Annotated in this window: 16 protein-coding genes; 7 read left to right on the plus strand and 9 right to left on the minus strand. The window is 54.6% G+C overall.

The features are described from left to right. Nucleotides 1-316: 316 nt before the first annotated feature. On the minus strand, nucleotides 317-2,968 hold the full coding sequence (locus RUM8411_RS17680) for an AsmA family protein (protein WP_085824047.1): 2,652 nt from the start codon (nucleotides 2,966-2,968) through the stop codon (nucleotides 317-319). A 422-nt stretch (nucleotides 2,969-3,390) separates the two neighbouring features. Here RUM8411_RS17680 and RUM8411_RS17685 point away from each other — a divergent pair, with 422 nt between their 5' ends. The 4 genes from RUM8411_RS17685 to RUM8411_RS17700 all read left to right on the plus strand — a co-directional run bounded on the left by RUM8411_RS17685 (nucleotide 3,391) and on the right by RUM8411_RS17700 (nucleotide 6,975). After that, nucleotides 3,391-3,657 (plus strand): potassium channel family protein, encoded by a 267-nt coding sequence (locus RUM8411_RS17685; RefSeq protein WP_234995285.1) that lies wholly within the window; start codon nucleotides 3,391-3,393, stop codon nucleotides 3,655-3,657. Nucleotides 3,658-3,792: 135 nt separating this feature from the next. Further along, nucleotides 3,793-4,914, plus strand: a complete 1,122-nt coding sequence (locus RUM8411_RS17690; RefSeq protein ID WP_234995286.1) for an AI-2E family transporter — start codon at nucleotides 3,793-3,795, stop codon at nucleotides 4,912-4,914. A 104-nt stretch (nucleotides 4,915-5,018) separates the two neighbouring features. Beyond that, nucleotides 5,019-5,975: an HlyD family secretion protein gene (locus RUM8411_RS17695; protein WP_159453925.1), complete on the plus strand. Its 957-nt coding sequence runs from the start codon at nucleotides 5,019-5,021 to the stop codon at nucleotides 5,973-5,975. Then, nucleotides 5,965-6,975: a DUF2955 domain-containing protein gene (locus RUM8411_RS17700; protein ID WP_085824051.1), complete on the plus strand. Its 1,011-nt coding sequence runs from the start codon at nucleotides 5,965-5,967 to the stop codon at nucleotides 6,973-6,975. Before RUM8411_RS17695 ends, RUM8411_RS17700 begins: the two co-directional genes overlap by 11 nt. A gap of 188 nt (nucleotides 6,976-7,163) precedes the next feature. Here RUM8411_RS17700 and tkt read toward each other — a convergent pair whose 3' ends face one another. After that, complete coding sequence (gene tkt / locus RUM8411_RS17705) at nucleotides 7,164-9,185, minus strand: transketolase (RefSeq protein ID WP_085824052.1); 2,022 nt, start codon at nucleotides 9,183-9,185, stop codon at nucleotides 7,164-7,166. A gap of 234 nt (nucleotides 9,186-9,419) precedes the next feature. Between tkt and RUM8411_RS17710 the strand changes: the two genes are divergently transcribed. Genes RUM8411_RS17710 through RUM8411_RS17720 form a run of 3 tightly spaced genes read left to right on the plus strand, consistent with a single transcriptional unit; the run spans nucleotide 9,420 to nucleotide 10,962 of the window. Then, nucleotides 9,420-10,217 (plus strand): hypothetical protein, encoded by a 798-nt coding sequence (locus RUM8411_RS17710; protein ID WP_085824053.1) that lies wholly within the window; start codon nucleotides 9,420-9,422, stop codon nucleotides 10,215-10,217. Next, a complete protein-coding gene (locus tag RUM8411_RS17715; protein WP_085824054.1) occupies nucleotides 10,217-10,612 on the plus strand; it encodes a cell division protein ZapA in 396 nt (131 codons plus the stop codon). Before RUM8411_RS17710 ends, RUM8411_RS17715 begins: the two co-directional genes overlap by 1 nt. Further along, the gene (locus RUM8411_RS17720; protein WP_085824055.1) at nucleotides 10,609-10,962 is read left to right on the plus strand and encodes an MliC family protein; all 354 of its coding nucleotides are present in this window, start codon (nucleotides 10,609-10,611) and stop codon (nucleotides 10,960-10,962) included. The genes RUM8411_RS17715 and RUM8411_RS17720 overlap by 4 nt, the downstream gene beginning before the upstream one ends. Here RUM8411_RS17720 and grxD read toward each other — a convergent pair whose 3' ends face one another. The 7 genes from grxD to RUM8411_RS17750 form a co-directional block, all read right to left on the minus strand. Beyond that, on the minus strand, nucleotides 10,963-11,325 hold the full coding sequence (grxD, locus tag RUM8411_RS17725) for a Grx4 family monothiol glutaredoxin (protein WP_085824056.1): 363 nt from the start codon (nucleotides 11,323-11,325) through the stop codon (nucleotides 10,963-10,965). It lies immediately after the preceding gene. Continuing rightward, nucleotides 11,312-11,602 carry a hypothetical protein gene (locus RUM8411_RS17730; RefSeq protein ID WP_085824057.1) on the minus strand — a complete coding sequence of 97 codons (291 nt, stop codon included), beginning with the start codon at nucleotides 11,600-11,602 and terminating at the stop codon, nucleotides 11,312-11,314. Before RUM8411_RS17730 ends, grxD begins: the two co-directional genes overlap by 14 nt. Beyond that, nucleotides 11,599-11,838 (minus strand): hypothetical protein, encoded by a 240-nt coding sequence (locus RUM8411_RS22570; protein WP_143534932.1) that lies wholly within the window; start codon nucleotides 11,836-11,838, stop codon nucleotides 11,599-11,601. The genes RUM8411_RS17730 and RUM8411_RS22570 overlap by 4 nt, the downstream gene beginning before the upstream one ends. Continuing rightward, a complete protein-coding gene (locus RUM8411_RS17735; protein ID WP_085824058.1) occupies nucleotides 11,835-12,071 on the minus strand; it encodes a BolA/IbaG family iron-sulfur metabolism protein in 237 nt (78 codons plus the stop codon). Before RUM8411_RS17735 ends, RUM8411_RS22570 begins: the two co-directional genes overlap by 4 nt. A gap of 133 nt (nucleotides 12,072-12,204) precedes the next feature. After that, a complete protein-coding gene (gene purL / locus RUM8411_RS17740; RefSeq protein WP_085824059.1) occupies nucleotides 12,205-14,364 on the minus strand; it encodes a phosphoribosylformylglycinamidine synthase subunit PurL in 2,160 nt (719 codons plus the stop codon). Nucleotides 14,365-14,553: 189 nt separating this feature from the next. Further along, nucleotides 14,554-16,803 carry a mechanosensitive ion channel family protein gene (locus RUM8411_RS17745; RefSeq protein ID WP_085824060.1) on the minus strand — a complete coding sequence of 750 codons (2,250 nt, stop codon included), beginning with the start codon at nucleotides 16,801-16,803 and terminating at the stop codon, nucleotides 14,554-14,556. A 278-nt stretch (nucleotides 16,804-17,081) separates the two neighbouring features. After that, nucleotides 17,082-17,987 carry a LysR family transcriptional regulator gene (locus RUM8411_RS17750; RefSeq protein WP_085824061.1) on the minus strand — a complete coding sequence of 302 codons (906 nt, stop codon included), beginning with the start codon at nucleotides 17,985-17,987 and terminating at the stop codon, nucleotides 17,082-17,084. Between the last annotated feature and the right edge of the window lie 7 nt (nucleotides 17,988-17,994).

A 17,994-nucleotide genomic window follows, 5' to 3' on the forward strand; every position in this document is an offset into this window, starting at 1 on the left:
GCTTCCTGTTCTTTGATCATCCCGACTATCTGGGCTTCCGTGAAACGACTCTTTCGCATCTGTTTGCTCCTTCGAAACGTTGAGCAAACTCTACATTAAGGTGAGGGAAGTTTCGGGGGGCAGGTCACAACCTGGAGCGCGTTGCTAAGACCCGAGACATCAATTGCGCTGTTTGGACCAATGTTCAGCTAGGCGCAGAATGCGGAGCCGTTGCTGTCGGCATTCGTCAAAGTGTTTAGAAAAAACGGGTGTTTTTCGGAAGCATCTTCTGCCTTCTTGAACCCTAGATTTGTTCTTTAACTGACAGCTTCCACTGCTATTGCAGTTGCAATATATCCGGAACGCAAAGCTGTCTTCTTGCCGGCATTTTGTCCGCACCATCCGATCGTTTCAGCCGTTTCGGACCGTCTTTGACCTTGATCTTCGGCTTTGCTAGTGGACCCTTCAAGTTCACGGGCCAGGGGCTCTTCGAAAGAGGTTCGCCAATCTTGCGGGGCTGCAGATTTAGGTCCAAAACCTTGCCCGCCACATTAACACCGCCAAAGACGACGACTTGGACATGATCTGTCTCCAATGTGGTTTGTTTCGTCGAAATACTTCCATTTGAAATACTAATCGGCGCGCGCAAACATACAATTGGAGCAACCTTCTGTTTCTCTTTGGTAAACACCCAAGGTAGCACCCCCAATCCTGCCAGATCTAAAAGCTGGGTCTCGATCGAGCCATCACGCATTGAAACTGTGGCATTGCCGCTCATGCTATTGGCAAAATGCTTGGCTGAATCGGTTCTGCCGGTCACCGAAAAATCTGCATAGATCGTACCGCTTGCGCCTTTTTTGAAGTTCAGACCATGAAGAATATCATCCAGCTGCCAGCCGCCCGCTTTGCCGGTCAACGTGAGTAGATGCGCGTCGTTCGAAAGATCCATCTGCCCGCTGACGTCGAAATGAGCACCTCCGTATTCAAACTTCAAAGGTCCGGCCTTAAGCTCATTTTCGTTGAGCGTCAGTTCGCTCTGCAAACTGCTGATGCCCTTGGCTCCTTCGATGTGCCGAAGGTCAACGTCGACATCCATATCCATGCCGGACAAGAGAATTGAGCGCCCGATAGGTTTAAGCGTTACATCTCTTAACGCGCCTTGGTTGCCCTCGTCTTCTTTCTTAGATTCTTTCTCTTCCGGATTTGGGCCGCCTAATTTCCGCAACTGAGCGGCAGCCTGAACGATAGTTCGGATCTGATCTATCATTATCAGGTCACTCTCAATGGAACCCTGCAGCACCGGGTCGCTTGTTGCATCATCAAGATCGGCCATAATCTGCAAGATAGAGTCGGCGACCTCAACATTGGCACTCGCGTTCCAATCAGTGCCTTCGCTAACAAGGTTGATTTCAAGGCGAGCCTGCCCGGTTGCCACACGTTCAAGCGATAGTGCCTCCAAAAGATCCGCTCCGGATGGAACTGCGACATCAATTGCCAAATCCAGGTCCTCGAATTTGAGTACATTCTCGACAGTGCCATGCACCTCAAGGTTCCAGACGTCCGTATCGCTTGTCTTTCCATCCAAATTCGTCAGCGAAAGCTGATTGATGTCGCCGTTCAAATGGAAGTCACCGGAAAACCTGCCAAGCTGGTTGTCTGGTCCCAACAATTCTGGCGATATCAAACTGCTTGCCGGTATATCCATTAGGCCTTCTGCTGATATGCCTTGCAACTGAAGCGCGTCATCGACCGAACCGTTCAAAATGATAAACGGGTCGGCTGGGTTCCCAATTCTAAGGTTGATGTTTCCGACTTTTATAGCGCCTTCTGGTGTTCTGGAAAGCTCGGAGAACTTAATCGGGGGCGGGCCTTCGCCGGACGTGTCCAACGTGAAACCGTTGGTCTTAATGACCATTTGCCGCCGTGGAACTTGCCCGGGTACGCTGTCGATAACCATGTCGACTGCGATAAGTTTAAGATCATATCGCGAGGCGGCTGGGGCTGGTTCCGCATCTTCTGGGTACAACCTAATTCGGGTTGTTAGCGATACGTCTTCCGGATTTCCCAATTCCCCGATCTGCCCCGTCAACGAAAGGCTTTGTCCGCCGGCCAATTCAGCCAATACAGATAGGTCGTCAATTCGTGCTACACCGTCGACTGATGTGAACGTTGCGCCAATATTCCCTGTACCTTCCAAAACGCGGCTCAGCTTCAGGATATCGAGAAGCTGGCCAAGTTCGGCAATCTCTACGGTCGTGGCCACTTGCAGACCGTTCTCTTGAGGAACTTCCTCGGCAACAATCGAAATCTGTTCGAAGTTCACCGCCAACCGAAACGGGTCTTCCGTGGGGAATGTCGCGTTCAGATCAAACCTCTCTCCGTTCAGCGAACCGGCCCCGATTGCCGTCGCAACATCGGTTTCCGTATTACGCTTTAAGAGCAGTTCAGGAAGCTGCAGATCTAGCTCAAGTCCATTTAGGTCGTTCTGGTAAAGAACGGTAATATCGGTCAGGTGAATTCTTTGGTCCGTTAGAATTCCGGCCAACAGCGGCGTCGGGGAATTCGCAGGTTTCCCGGCTTCAGCTTCCGTTTGGGAAATGGACTGCCAGTTTCCGAAGCCGTCTTTGTCTGTGATTAGGTTCAGATGAACACCTGAGAGTGAAAGACCACTCAGTGACAGTTTACTGCTCCAAAGGTCGCGCGCGGAAACTTCAAACTCGATCTCATCGATTGCTGCAAGTTTCACATCAGCATTCGGAGATCCGGGTAATTCCAGCCCTGCCGCTGACACCTGCAATTGCCGGCCAATACCCAGACGCACTTCATCTTCAATTCTAACCTCATGGCCAAGTTTCTTAGAGATCAGATTTTCGACGAAAGCAGCCCTGACCGAGGAAAACAACGCAGAAGACAGGAAAAGCCAAGCTGCAAACACAGCGACAATCGCGACAGCGCAACAAATCAAAATACCTTTTGCAACGTATCGCACGTTCTTCTCCTAAAATTCCGATTCATCCAATGGGCAGCCTAGACCATTTAATCATTAAGTTAATGGAATATATGGTCGGTAAATGATCTGAAATCTGAATGATCTTGACCATATAGGTGATATTCTCGCCTGTTTAGTCGAGCCGCCAAGAAGCGGGTAAATGACAAACGTACGGCTAGTGTTGCGCGCCCGGTTACTAAACGGCTGGCTCGAAGAGAGTTTTACTAGCCAAAACGGATGCGCTGCATGAGCTTTGAACATAGCGGCACGACGTAAGCTTCAACCGACAGGCAGCCAGGTTCCTCCGATTTTCCAAATTTATCTAATTACTGCTATGTGTGAATGCATCAAACGATGAGGGCATGATGAATTCACTAACCAGAATAACACGTGGGATAGGCGTCGCTTTCAAGGACGGTAGAGTGAAAGGCATTCTTGCCTTCACAGTTGGAATGATTTTATGGGCCTCGGTCTTTTATCACTTTGTCGAAGGTTGGAGTTGGCTCGACTCAATCTACTTTTCTGTCGTGACCATTTCGACCGTGGGGTTTGGTGACTTCTCACCTGAGACTGCGGCAGGGAAGATTTTCACAATGGTATACATCATCGTGGGTCTCGGTGTCTTCGTAACCGCAGCGACGACAGTGGCAGATACAATCTTGTCCCAAGACGACAAAAAAGCGGACTAAGAGATCACACTCAATTGAGCCAAGCCGAGTTCGTGCATAGGCATAAGTCTGCCTGTGCACCTCAAGCCGTGATCCAGATTCATTTGCGTCTTCAAGCTGATAGATGATCATCAAAACTCAAAAAATATACATATTATGTTTTTTGAGTGTAATATTCAAAAAACACGGAGGGATGGAATGGAAAAGACTCAGGACGCGAAGATCGTCGATCTGGCAATACGATTGCTCTTTCTAGGACTATTCCTCTACAGCGCCCTGGTCATGGTGGCCCCGCTTGCGAGCGTGGTTATCTGGGCAATGATCCTCTGTGTGGCGCTGTACCCGGCATTTGATTGGCTGCAATCCAAGCTGGGAGGGCGGAAAAAACTTGCCACGACGATCTTGGTTTTGTTGGGCCTTGTTCTGACCCTCGGGCCTGTCGCTACGGCGGTGTCTGGTGCCGCAGAACTTGGGTCTGAATTCGCGGAACAAGCAGACAAGGGTGAGTTGAAAGTCCCACCTGCGCCCGAGGGCCTAAAGGAATTGCCCTTAGTGGGAGACAAAATTGCCGAAGTCTGGGGAATGTTCGAGCGCAATCTTGACGGCGCGCTTGCAAAGTATGGCACGCAAATCCTTGAGATCACCAAATCGCTCTTCGGAAAGGTGCTGGGCATCGGAATAGGGCTGCTTGGCTTAGCTCTGTCCGTATTGATTATGGGGGCTTTGTTCAGCCCCGGGCCAAGTTTGGTCCAGGGTCTTCAGCGCTTTGCCAACCGTGTTTTCGCTCCGCGCGGTGGAGAATTCATAACACTGGCAGGTGCAACAATTCGGAACGTGACAAAAGGCGTGATTGGCGTAGCGGCCATTCAGGCGGTCTGCGTTTGGATACTATTGGCTTTGTTTGGGATTTCTTCGGCCGCCACGCTAGCATTTGTCTGCCTGATACTCTCGATTATCCAAATCGGGCCCGGATTGGTTCTCATACCGGTAATTATATACGCGTGGAGTTCTATGTCCGGTGGCACTGCTTTGATCTTCACCATACTGGCCGTTCCCGTCATGATAATGGACAGTTTCCTGAGACCCGTGTTCATTTCAAAAGGCCTTGAGACTCCCATGTTAGTCATCCTCATCGGTGTTCTCGGAGGTATGATGGCGTACGGTTTGATCGGCGTCTTTATGGGGCCGGTTCTCTTCGCGGTCTTCTATGAGCTGTTCAAGGTTTGGATTGATACCTCGCCCGAAGCTGAGGGTGCTGTTGAAGGTGCGGCGAAATGAGGAAGACGATATGGACAACCCTGGCTGTCATTCTGATTTTTCTTGTCTGGTACCTGGTCGCTGATCGGAAAACGCCATTTACCGGAAACGCCAGAGTAAAAGCCGTGGCGACCCAGATCGTCCCCCAGGTGACAGGAACTGTAACTGAAGTCTTGGTCGAAAATGGTCAGATAGTCTCGGCCGGAGATGTCCTCGTCCGGATCGACTCTCGATCCTACGAGATTCAGCGCGACAAGGCGGAAGCTGACCTCGAGGCAGCCACTCAGGAAGTGGGCGCATCTTCGGCAGAGGTAAGAGCGGCACAAGCCAAACTGGCAAGATCGCAAAGCGATCTGGATACAATGCGCATTCAAACGGAACGTGTATTTGCGCTCGAAAAGAAAGGGTTGGTTGCCGTCTCAAAGGCCGATGATGCACGAGGGCAACTGGCAGAGTCTGAGGCAAACTATGAGAACGCAAAAGCGGATCTGGAAAAAGCAAAACAGAGACTAGGTGACGACGGGATTGAAAACCCGAAAATCCAGCGCGCTCTGGCCGCTCTGGCGGATGCGGAACTGAACCTTGAATGGAGCGAACTACGCGCTCCGGCGACGGGCGTCATTTCCAATCTACTAATAGCGCCCGGGACGTATGCTCGATCCGGTCAGAATCTATTGACGTTTCTGGACGCAACTGACGTCTGGATCGAGGCGTATTTTACTGAGAACAACCTAGGAAGAGCCTCGATAGGGTCTCCGGTTGACGTGGTGTTGGATATGCATCCAGGTCAGATTGTTCCGGGTGTTATTGAGAGCTTTAGTTCGGCGGTTTCCCTAAGCGGCGGTGATGTGCCCGGGCAATTGGCGAGCCCGCCAAGCACCAAAGGTTTTTTACGAGAGCCTGAGAGATTCCCAGTCAGGATCGTTTTACCCGGCTATGAAGCCGGAAGCACCGAAGATGACCTTCGCTTTCAGCTGAATGGACAAGCCGATGTGATCATGTACTTAAGCGACAACTCGTTGCTGAACCTCGTGGGCCGTACCTACATCCGTGTGGTTTCAATTCTGTCCTATGCGTACTGAGGACCAACGCTCTGTCGCCCGGCTTGCGTTGGGTGTTACCGGCGTCTTTTCATTGGGCCTATTTCTTGGGTGGCCGCTTGCCGTCGTTGGGGCGGTGTTTGCCGCACTGTTTTTGCAGGCGCCCGCCGCATTGCCTTTAACAGCATTTGCTAAGCTTTTTGTCTTCTCTATTGGGTTGATGGTCATTTCGTTCCTGTTGTCGTCAATCTTCTCACCATATCCGCTTGTATTTCTGATGCTGGTGGCGATTGGAATAATCCTGTCTTTCATGTGGTCAGTTTCGGGTGCCGGAGTTTTACCCGGTGTCATAGCTCTCATGGGCGCATTGATGATTCCGAACCTGGTTCTGCAATCACAGGACCTGGCTTTGGTGCTCGTGTATTGGATACCGTTGAACCTGCTGTTCGCAGGCTTCGTATCGACACTGATGTTCGTGTTGATACCCGCAGAACCTCAAACGGCGGCTCAAAAAAAAGCTGCAGCGCCGCCGAGTTTCGACCCACATCGCCGAATTGTCAGAATGTCTCTTGTCACAGTGCCGTTTGCTATGGCTTTTTTTGTTTCCGGCGCGTCTGCATTACTGGTTCTGTTCTTTGTCGCGCTCCTGAGCCAGCAACTTGCGGCGATGCCTGCCGCGGGTAAAACGGTTGCAAAAGCTATGCTGACGGCAAATCTGCTTGGGGCGGCAGTATCCATCATTTGCTATGAGATAAACGTAATAGCTCCGGTTATTCTGACGCCCATTTTGCTGTGTTTTTTCTTTTGCCTGACACTCGGAGCACTTGGAAAATCTCAAGTTCCGCTCGCCGCCGCTGCCGGCTCCGCTATTACAACGGCTCTGATTGTATACGGCGGGTCGGTTGCACCGTTTTCAGACGAGGCTGACGTCAAGAGCATCACTCGAGTTTTACAAGTTGCCAGCGCCGCTTTCTTTGTAATCATCGCATATTTCGTGGTGGATGAATTCTGGCCGGAAAAAGAGCGCCAGGCGGCTCAATGAAGTTAGTTGCGATGTGGCGTGGTTCAGAAAGAAGTAGAGTTTCCAGTGTGACCCCCTTTTATTTGATTTATCCGGTCCGAAAGAAGTCAGCTTTGTCCCGCATTGCTGACATTCAGACTTCGTACCTTTGAAATGAAAAGGGGCGCTCTGACGAGCGCCTCCCGTTTCTTTTCTGTCAAAATGCTGGATCAGCCCAGTAATCCCCTGACCTTGGCAACTGTCGCCTCGGCGGTGATGCCGAAGTGTTTGTACAGTTCACCCGCGGGTGCCGAGGCTCCAAAGCCGGACATGCCAATAAAGCCTGCCTTGGCTTCGCGGCCGCGTTCGCCCAGCAGCCAGCGATCCCAGCCTCCGGCGCGGACTGCAGCCTCGATGCCGACACGAACGGGTCCGCCGGGCAGTACGCGTTTGCGATAGGCTTCGTCCTGCTGCGCGAAAAGTTCCATACAGGGCATAGAGACGACGCGGGTGCCAATACCCTCCGCCTCGAGCATGGCCTTGGCTTCCATCGCCAGCGAAACTTCGGACCCGGTGGCAATCAGGATGGCCTGACGCTTGCTTTCAGCATCAGCCAGAACGTATGCGCCCTGAGCGGTCAAGTTTTTGGCCTTGTGGTCCGTACGTACCGTTGGAACGCCCTGACGGGTTAGTGACAGGACCGAAGGGCAGTCTTTGATAGTCAGTGCCAATTCCCAGGCTTCGGCGGTCTCAATCACATCGGCGGGGCGAAACACAAGTGTATTTGGCGTCGCGCGCGAAATGGCCAGATGTTCAACCGGCTGGTGGGTCGGGCCGTCTTCGCCCAAGCCGATCGAGTCATGGGTCATGACGAAAACGGTGGGCACTTTCATCAGCGCCGCCAACCGCATGGACGGGCGGGCATAGTCGGTGAAAGCCATGAACGTGCCACCATAGGGGCGGATGCCGCCGTGCAGTGCCATGCCGTTCATCGCGGCGGCCATGCCGTGTTCACGGATCCCGTAGTGGATGTAACGGCCCTTGCGGTTTTCCGGTAGGAACACGCCCATATCGGCGGATTTGGTGTTGTTCGATCCAGTCAGATCGGCCGAGCCGCCGACGGTCTCGGGCATGATCGGGTTCACGACGTTCAGAACCTTCTCAGACGCCGCGCGGGTCGCCAGTTTTGGCTGATCTTCCGACATCAGTTTTTTAAAGGTACGGATCGCCCCAGCCAGCTTTTTGGGGGCCTCGAACGCATAGGCGCGGTTGAACTCGGCCTGTTTGCGGTCGGATATGGTTGCAAAACGCTCTTCCCATTCGGCGCGATCAGAGGCGCCACGGGCCCCGATGGCCTCCCAGGCAGATTTCACATCGGCCGGGATTTCGAAGGCGTCATGTGGCCAGCCGTAACCGTCTTTCGCAGCTTTCAGCTGCCCCTGATCGGTCAAGGCGCCGTGGCCTTTCGACGTATCCTGTGCCGCGTGACCCAACGCAATGTGGCTTTCGCACGCAATCATCGTCGGCTTGTTGGATTCTTTTGCCTGCACGATGGCTGCATCGATGGCTTTGGGATCGTGTCCGTCAATCTCAATCACATGCCAGCCTGACGCTGTAAAACGGCGCACCTGATCAGTGCGGTCGGCGATGTCGACTGTGCCGTCGATGGTGATATTGTTGTTGTCCCAGAAGACGATCAGCTTGCTCAACTCGTGTCGACCAGCCAGTGTGATGGCCTCTTGGCTGACACCCTCCATAAGGCAGCCGTCGCCGGCGATTACATAAGTATAGTGATCGACGATCTTCTTGCCGTATTGCGCGCGCTGAATTTCCTCGGCCATGGCAAAGCCAACAGCGTTCGAGATACCCTGACCCAACGGGCCAGTGGTCGTCTCGATCCCGTCAACCAGGAAGTTTTCGGGGTGGCCTGCAGTCTTTGCGCCCAACTGGCGGAAATTCTTGATTTCATCCAGTGTTACATCGGCATTGCCCGTCAGGTATAGCAGCGAATACACCAGCATCGAGCCATGGCCCGCCGACAGGATAAACCGATCGCGGTCAGGCCAGTTCGGGGCCGAGGCGTCGAATTTGAGGTGCTTTTCAAACAGGACAGTCGCAACATCGGCCATGCCCATCGGCATACCGGAATGGCCGGAATTGGCGGCGGCGACGGCGTCAAGGGTCAGGGTGCGGATGGCGGCCGCCTTGTCCCAGTGTTCGGGGTTGGCATTGCGCAGCGCAGTCAGGTCCACGGGCGTTGTTCCTTTGGATTACAGGCAGATGGGGCGCTCAATACCATTCAGCCCCCAAAGTGCAAGCAGAACTGGGTTTTGCGGCTGGCAATTGGTTAAAGAAAACGGTCCAAGCTGTTGAAAGCAAACAGTGGGTATTTTCCGCCCCGTTGGGTTAGACTGGGGCAAGCGCGCGGAAATGTTGATTCGGACACTCCGCGAGACAAGGAACCTTGATCAAGAGGTGGCAGGGGCATGAGCCAGATCGAAGAACTACAGCGCCGTATTGTTGCCGCGATGGAACGGATCGGTACCGGCGTCGAGGTGTTGCGGAATGTTGCACCACCCAGCGGCGGCCAGGACGACGCAATACGCGCAGCTTTGGATGATGAACGCGTCGCCAATGCACAGCTGGAAGAACGGTTAACGACGCTGAAGGACCGTCATCAGCAGGAAGTCGACGCGATGCGCGCCGATATGGAAAGTCTGCGAAACGTCCCAACTGAAGACCCGGAAAAAGGCGCGTTGCGCGAACAGCTTGCTGAGGCTACCGCACGGCTGACCTCGGTTGAGGCAGCCCGGGCCGAGCTGGCCGAGGCCAAGGCCGCACTGGAAAACCAGGACGAGTTGGAAGCGCTGAAGGCGGAAAACACAAAGCTGGTGGCTGCCGCAAACAGCACACAGGAGTTGCAGGCCGAAAACAACCGCCTGAAATCCGAGCTTGCCGACAGCGAACGCGTGGCCGAACTGAGCGCTGAGCTTGAGATGTTGCGCGCCGAACGCTCAAGCCATGGAGCGGCGATGTCGCGCCTTGATGATGATTTGCAGCGCATGCGCAAGGCAAACGATCAGCTGCGCAAATCGGTGGATGAACTGCGGGCTGCAGCCGAAGACGGCGTTCCGGATGCCGAGCTTCTTAACCGCGCGACAGTGGCCGAGCTTGAGGCAACACGCGCGGCTCAGGCGACGGATGCCGCCGAGGCGCACGCTGTGCTAGCCCGGTTGGAGCCGTTGTTGTCACAAGCGAGACTGGCCGAGGGAGAGGTAGAATAATGCCTGAATTAACAATTCAAATCGGCGGTCGTGGTTTTGACGTGTCGTGCCAGGAAGGCGAAGAGGTCTTTCTGCAATCAGCCGCGAAGATGCTGGATGACGAAGCGCAAGTCCTGTCCGATCAGATCGGCCGGATGCCGGAATCACGGATGCTACTGATGGCGGGTCTGATGCTTGCCGACAAAGTTGCCGGAACCGATGACAAGTTTAAGTCGCTTGAGGCCAAACTGACTGCGGTCGAGGCCGAGTTACAGTCCCTGCGCAACATGCCTCAGCCCGAACCCGAGAGGATCGAAGTGGCCGTTGTACCGCCGTCCGTGACTGATACGCTGGCAGAATTGGCTGCACGGGCCGAGGCTTTGGCCTCTGTGATTGAGGAAAGCTCTGCCACATGAACACTCTGAAAACTGTCGCTTATGCTGCGGCTCTCGTATGTTCCGCCACGGTGGCCTTGGCCCAGATCGACATTTTGCCGGTCACTTTCACCTGCGACAATGACGTACCTTTGGAAATTGCCTATTTCAACGCCCAGGACGGGTCCAGCGCGGCTGCGATGATAGTTGATAATCAGCTGGTCACGTTGCGCCAAGCTCAAAGCGGATCAGGAATTCGCTATGAATCCGAAGGCGGGGTAGGGACGTATGTCCTGCGATCCAAAGGCTGGGATGCGACGGTGAGCTTTCTGGCGACAGATGCGGATGCCGCCAGTGAGCAGGTCATTTTGGAAAACTGCGTCAGCCGTTGATCAGGCGTTTGCTTCGCGGATTTTGTCGGCTGCTTCCTTGTCATAGCCGACACCGTTCTCTTCAAAAAGAGTATCCAGTTCGCCAGACAGGGTCATTTCGGTGATGATGTCGCATCCGCCGACAAACTCGCCTTTGACATAAAGCTGCGGCACTGTTGGCCAATCGGAATAATCCTTGATACCCTGACGCAGGTCCTCGTCAGCCAGGACATTCACATCTGCAAAATCCACGCCCATATAGTTCAGCACACCGGCCACGCGCGAAGAAAACCCGCATTGCGGCATCTCTTTGGTGCCTTTCATATACAGCACCACGGTATTGGCTTTGACGGTTTCGTCGATCTGCGTTTTAACGTCGGTCATCTTGCATATCCTTTTCACCCGAATCCGGGGCGGTCGTTTCCTCTTGTGACGGGTTGTTGGCCCATCCTTCTTCCTCTAGCCGCCGATGTTCAGCCTGCGCCAAAGCCAGCGGATTCAGCCCATATCTATCAATGCCGTCGACTTTGCTGATTTTGTCCGGGTCTGGACGCATGTCAGCCAGTTTTCGTTTTCTGTTGCGCTTCACATAGGCTTCGATCAACGCGGCGGCAACTATCAATGCTGCGATTGCTGCTATCCAGAACAGCCAACCATTCATTCTTTTGGGGCCATGGCTTTGGCGTATTCATGAGGATCTCTTGGTAATGGGCCAGCTTGTCCTTGATCGCTATTCAGACCGTTATAGCTTGATGCTACGAATGTAGCGTTTTGGCTGGGTGTTGTTCCGCGTTTAGTTAAATAGCGTTTTTTACCAAACGTCGATTTGATGATGAGTACGATACCAATACACGTAATCACCCCGGAAACTGTATGTATCCAAGCAGTGAACGTCATTCAGGCACTTTCGTTGTCAACGCCAATGCATGCAATTCGCCAGCCGGGCCATCCATCTTACCCTTCAATGCCGCATAGACCGCACGTTGCTGTTGCACCCGGTTTTTCCCGCGAAAGCTTTCGTCCACGACCATGGCGGACATGTGCACACCGTCACTGCCGCCAACCTGAATCTCCGCATCTGGAAAGGCTTCGCGCAGCAGGTGTTCGATATCGTTGGCGCTCATCGGCATGTAGGTTTCTCCTGAAGGTCTTTCCCAAGATGTAGAGCGCCGGGCCGGGGCGTGCAAGGGTCAGATAGGCTCCTTGAAACGACAAAACCTGCACCGGTGAAGGCGCAGGTTTCCAGACACTTTACTTTTGATGTCAGGCGACGGCTTCGGCAAAACTGGTGCGGAATGTCGCTGTCATCTCCTCCAGCGGAGCCTCGGAGGTACCGATGCAGACGTTGTCGCCTGTGAACCGCCCGACCGAGACCAGCGGAACACCCGCCTGACCCGCGGCGATCATCAGCGCCTCAGCCTGATCAAAGTTGCAGGCGACTAGATAGCGCGCCTGATCCTCACCAAACAGGAACTCTGTCGGGGCATCGTCCAGACAGACACCAACCCCGGCGGCTTCGGCCAGCTCGAATGCAGCCAGAGCAAGGCCACCGTCGCCCAGATCAGTACAGGCTTTGATCATATCGCGGTTGGCGCTGATGAAGTCACCGTTGCGCTTTTCCGCGTCCAGATCGACATACGGCGCGTCACCGTCTTCGCGGTTGAAAACCTCAGCCAGCAGTGCGGATTGACCTAGATGACCGCTGGTATCGCCGATCACCAGTGCGACGTGGCCCTCGCGGACCTCATTGCCGATGATCTCATCGGTGTGGGTCAGCAGGCCTACCGCGCCAATGGTCGGCGTGGGCAGGATCGCTTGACCGTCGGTCTCGTTATACAGCGAGACGTTGCCGGAAACGATCGGCATATCCAATGCTTCAACTGCGGCACCGATGCCTTTGATCGCTCCGACGAACTGGCCCATGATCTCGGGCTTTTCGGGGTTGCCGAAGTTCAGGTTGTCGGTGGTGGCCAGAGGTTTGGCGCCGACGGCAATCAGGTTTCGATACGCCTCGGCCACCGCTTGTTTGCCACCCTCAACGGGATTGGCGCGGACATAGCGCGGGGTGACATCGCTGGTGAAAGCCAGCGCCTTGTCGGTGCCATGCACGCGGACCATACCGGCACCCAGACCGGGTGTGCGCGCGCTGTCGGCCATGACCATGGTGTCATATTGTTCGTACACCCACTGCTTGCCAGCGTAGTTGGGCGAGGCGAGCAGGGCGCGCAACCCGTCAATCGGATCTATCTGAGGCACTTCGGCCAGTTCATCGGCCTCCGGCGTCGGCTCCCACGGGCGGTCGTATTCAGGCGCGGTTGAGGACAGTTTGGACAGAACCAGATCGGCTTTGACCTCGCCGTTATGGACGATCAGGAAGCGATCCTCGGCAATGGTTTCTCCGACGATCGCAAAATCCAGATCCCATTTTTCGAACACGGCACGGGCCTCGGCCTCAAGCTCGGGCTTCAGAACCATCAGCATTCGTTCCTGCGATTCCGACAGCATCATCTCATAGGCGGTCATGTTGTCTTCGCGCTGGGGGACGTTCTCCAGATCAAGACGCACGCCCAGACCGCCTTTGTCGCCCATTTCGACAGCGGAACAGGTCAGGCCCGCCGCGCCCATGTCCTGGATTGAGATCACGGCGCCGGTCTGCATCAGCTCCAGTGTCGCTTCCATCAGACGCTTTTCAGTGAAGGGGTCACCAACCTGAACAGTGGGGCGCTTTTCTTCGATAGTGTCGTCAAATTCTGCCGAAGCCATGGTTGCACCACCGACACCGTCGCGACCGGTCTTGGCACCCAAATAGACAACGGGCATTCCGACGCCGGAGGCAGCCGAATAGAAAATCTTGTCGCTGTCAGCCAAGCCTGCCGCAAACGCATTTACAAGGCAATTGCCGTTATACGCTGGGTGGAACCGCACTTCGCCACCGACGCAGGGCACGCCGAAACAGTTGCCATAGCCGCCGATGCCTTCGACCACGCCATTGACCAATTGCCGGGTTTTGTGGTGGCCCGGTTCGCCAAAGGACAACGCGTTCATTGAGGCGATGGGCCGCGCACCCATGGTGAAGACGTCGCGCAGGATGCCGCCAACTCCCGTTGCCGCGCCTTGATAAGGCTCGATATAGGACGGGTGATTGTGGCTCTCCATTTTGAAGACAACCGCCTGGCCGTCGCCGATATCTACCACGCCTGCGTTTTCACCAGGGCCACAGATGACTTGAGAGCCAGAGGTTGGCAAAGTCCGCAGCCATTTCTTTGAAGATTTGTAGGAGCAATGTTCATTCCACATGGCCGAAAAGATGCCGAGTTCGGTAAAAGTCGGCTCGCGCCCGATGATCCCGAGGATCATATCGTATTCGTCGGGCTTCAGCCCGTGTGCGGCAATCAGATCCGAGGTGATGGCGGGCTCTTGCATCGTGTGTCCTTGTCCAGGTTGGCCGGGATTGCGGGCCTTTTAGGGCAAGGTGCCGCTTGTGGAAAGGGTCAAGTCAGCGCAGGCCAGCTGTGAAAGTAAAAAACGGAACCGGCGATTGGGCCGGTTCCGTCTGTTGTTTGGAACGTGCGGGTGTCACCCGCTGACGCATCAGCGGATGATCCGTTATCGTTAAGCTGGGTTCTGCGCCTTTCGGGACGCATCTGCAGCCGCAGCGCCAACTGCTGCTTTTTGTTCTTCGGTCAGGTTTTCAGCGTCTTCCAACCCCGGGATCGCAACGCGAACTTCGCGACGAGCAAAGTCGATACCGTTTTCCTTGAAGGCGGCCTTGACCCGGTTGAAGATCTCTTTGCGCAGGGTGAACTGCTTGCCCGGTTTGGCCATGAACTTGCCGCGGATGATCATGCCGACATCGTCAAAGTCGAACACGCCCTGAGATTTGAAGGGCTGCAGGAAGCCGTCTTTGTGAACCTCGTCCTCCATCATCTCAGCACCAATCTTCTTGAAGATCTTCTTCACCTTGTTCGGATCGGTATCGAAGGGCACGGTGAATTTCAGCTTCATGATGACCCAGTCGCGGCTGAAGTTGGTGATCTTCTGAATCTCACCATATGGGATGGTATGAACCAGCCCGCGGTGGTGGCGCAGTTGCATCGAGCGGATCGAGATTTTTTCGACCGTACCCATGGTGCCGCCAATATCGACATATTCACCAACTCGGAACGCATCGTCGATCAGGAAGAAGATTCCGCCGACAATATCCGAGACCAGCTTTTGCGCACCAAAGCCGATGGCCAGGCCAAGAATACCGGCACCAGCCAGCAGCGGCGTGATATCAAGCCCCAGCGCACCAAGCGCGAGCAGGACAAAGATCACCGCAATCGCGACCTGAGCAGTCACGCGCAGAAGGGGCAGAACCGTCGCCAGACGTGATCCACCGGAGCCGCCGCCTTCGCCCGCTTCTTGATCGGCACTTTGTTCAACCGCAGTTTGCTCTTTAGCAAGGCGACGGTTGATCCACAGCGAAACGACTTCGTTCAGGATGTAGCCAACCGCAATGATGATGAAGAACTGAATGATCTTGCTGCCGGACTCATCTCCACCGCCTGCAATTTCACTGAGGTCGAGATCCCATGCCCGGGCGATCATCAGAATGACAAGAATACCTGCCAACACCCGTCCGATCCGGATATAGCTGCGCTTGGTGGACTTATATGCGCGCTCGGCCACGGGGCCTTCGCCGAGCATCGGCGGTTGAAGATGGCCAACCAGCCCACGTATCAGCGTATCCAGAGCGGGCGCGATCAGCAGCCAAGCCATGGTGGTGAAATGCGCACCATTGACGAGCAGCGCCAAAGACGAAGGATTGCGTTGAGCTACAATAAACTCGACCAGCAGCCAGATTACCGCCGACACACCGATTGCGAAGTAAGGGTAGTACTGAGCGACTTCCTCGTCAAATTTGGAGTGATCAGGGTCGGTACCCAGCATCATCTGAGACAGGCCTTCGCGCGCTGTCCACGCGATCACGCCGATGTAGATGTGTATCGATGCGTTTAACCAGAAACCAATGCGAGTTTCGCCACTGGTAATGCCATTCAGCCTGTTGAAATGCAGCAGGAACAGCGTGAAACCCACCAAAATAAGTAGACCGATCAGGTTGCGGTGCAAGTATTTCGCCCAGTGATCATCGGTGTTTACCAGCCGGTAGTGAGGTTTGCTTGGTGCCAGTACGAACCGCGAGGCCGCTGCACCCAAACGTGGAATCCAGATCAGGTAGAAAACGAATGGTGCTGCGTAGGTGATTTGTTCCGGAGTCAGAAGCCCACGCCCGACCGCGCGGATGACGACATAAAACACGACCAAACCTGCGATTTCGCGGCAAAATCGGCGAAACAGGTATCTGACGGCGCCCCAAAGGTCATTTTCATCCCCGACGTCTGCATGTTCGTGCCACCGTCGAGTGAGGAATTCGAATAGCTTTTCGGCTAGGAAGCCGACGACAAGCACACTGAGGATCAGGCCCAAAAGGGTAAATGCGCCGGTTGTACCAAAGGTTGTTGAAAAGTTTTTGAAAGCATCGGCTTGTGCACTGAAAATGTTCGGGACCGTGACGATAACCTGAGTCCACGACGCCACCATTTCGGCCCAAATCTCATTGATTTCTGTGATTGGGTCTTCGCGTTCTTCGGCTTCGGCGGCGTTTTTTTCCGCGACCGCGTCTAGACGCTCCAGCAAGATCGCTCGGACCTGGTCGTCGGACATACGGGCGACCATGTCGTCCACTTGTTCCGGGGTCAGATCATTGGGGATGGTTGTGGTTGCAGTTGAACCGCCAGACGTGGCTTGCTGCGCGGACAGAGGCCCCGAAAGAAAAACAATCGAAAGGATCGCCATCAACAAGCGAATTGGGTGAATCATCGAATCTGTCCTCGAACACAAGTCTTAGTGATTTTTTTTTGATCATAGGTCTAAGTGCCGGACTTTCCCAGATGTTTTGCCACTCGGCGATGGGTCTGATGCGAATGGGCAAAAAAAAGGCCGAGCATAAAGCTCGGCCGTAGTCCAACAGGGAGGTATGAAGATGATGAGCGTTACAGCATCACCGCCTTCGAATGCTCATTTAGTGATCAGTTTGTGAACGATCAAGATGTTTCAGGCTGATCCTTGGACATTCCCGCTATGACCTCGCTGCATAGCTAGAGTTTTCCCATTTGCTTCAGCTGCTTACGTTGAGCGATGATTTCATCCTGTACGAAATCCCGGAAGGCAGCGACGCGTTTGGAATGACGAAGTTCCTCGGGGTAGGCGAGGTACACAGGCACGTCTGCGGTTTCTATATCCGACAGGATCGGCAACAGGTGCGGGAAATCCTGGGTGACGTAATCTGGCAGCAATCCGATGCCCAGATTGTGCAGAACGCCCTGTAATACGCCAAAATAGTTGTTCACCGTCAGCAGTGATTTGGGATTGTAGGTCATCAAATGCCGAACCATCGATGCGCTGGCCCCCACCTGCGGCGCGGACGGGGTTTGGCAGATCAACCTGTGTTTCGAGATATCCTCAAGTGACTCCAACTGTCCGCTTTCGCCCAGATATTCCGGCGTTGCATAAAGTAGCATCTGAACAGTCATCAACCGCTTGCGCACCAGATCGGCCTGGCTGGGCTCTTTCATCCGGATGGCAACGTCCGCCTCGCGCATGGGTAGATCCAGCACACGTTCTTCCAGCATCAGATCAATGTTCAGGTCCGGGTACTGTTCATAGAGCTTGGGCAGGCGCGGGGCGAGCCATAGGGTGCCAAACCCAAACGTCGTGGTGACGCGCAGGACGCCGAACACCTCTTCCTCGCTGTCGCGGATGCGTGCGGCGGCGGCGTCCAGACGTTTGGACATTGCTGAGGTTGCATCAAAAAGCAACTCACCCTGTTCGGTCAGGATCAGGCCGCGGGCATGGCGGTGGAACAGGGTCGAATCAAGCGATTCTTCCAGCGCTCTGATTTGCCGGCTGACTGCCGATTGTGACAGGTTAAGCCTGTCGCCCGCATGAGTCAGACTGCCTGCGTCCGCCACCGCGTGAAATATTCTAAGCTTGTCCCAATCCATCGCCGCA

The sequence above is a fragment of the Ruegeria meonggei genome, assembly GCF_900172215.1.
Taxonomy (GTDB): Bacteria; Pseudomonadota; Alphaproteobacteria; order Rhodobacterales; family Rhodobacteraceae; genus Ruegeria; species Ruegeria meonggei.

Coding starts and splice junctions, on each gene's coding strand:
- RUM8411_RS17690 (WP_234995286.1), top strand. CDS start 3,793: ATGTTTTTTGAGTGTAATATTCAAAAAACACGGAGGGATGGAATGGAA.
- RUM8411_RS17700 (WP_085824051.1), top strand. CDS start 5,965: ATGCGTACTGAGGACCAACGCTCTGTCGCCCGGCTTGCGTTGGGTGTT.
- RUM8411_RS17710 (WP_085824053.1), top strand. CDS start 9,420: ATGAGCCAGATCGAAGAACTACAGCGCCGTATTGTTGCCGCGATGGAA.
- RUM8411_RS17715 (WP_085824054.1), top strand. CDS start 10,217: ATGCCTGAATTAACAATTCAAATCGGCGGTCGTGGTTTTGACGTGTCG.
- RUM8411_RS17720 (WP_085824055.1), top strand. CDS start 10,609: ATGAACACTCTGAAAACTGTCGCTTATGCTGCGGCTCTCGTATGTTCC.
- grxD (WP_085824056.1), bottom strand. CDS start 11,325: ATGACCGACGTTAAAACGCAGATCGACGAAACCGTCAAAGCCAATACC.
- RUM8411_RS17730 (WP_085824057.1), bottom strand. CDS start 11,602: ATGAATGGTTGGCTGTTCTGGATAGCAGCAATCGCAGCATTGATAGTT.
- RUM8411_RS22570 (WP_143534932.1), bottom strand. CDS start 11,838: ATGACGTTCACTGCTTGGATACATACAGTTTCCGGGGTGATTACGTGT.
- RUM8411_RS17735 (WP_085824058.1), bottom strand. CDS start 12,071: ATGCCGATGAGCGCCAACGATATCGAACACCTGCTGCGCGAAGCCTTT.
- purL (WP_085824059.1), bottom strand. CDS start 14,364: ATGCAAGAGCCCGCCATCACCTCGGATCTGATTGCCGCACACGGGCTG.
- RUM8411_RS17745 (WP_085824060.1), bottom strand. CDS start 16,803: ATGATTCACCCAATTCGCTTGTTGATGGCGATCCTTTCGATTGTTTTT.
- RUM8411_RS17750 (WP_085824061.1), bottom strand. CDS start 17,987: ATGGATTGGGACAAGCTTAGAATATTTCACGCGGTGGCGGACGCAGGC.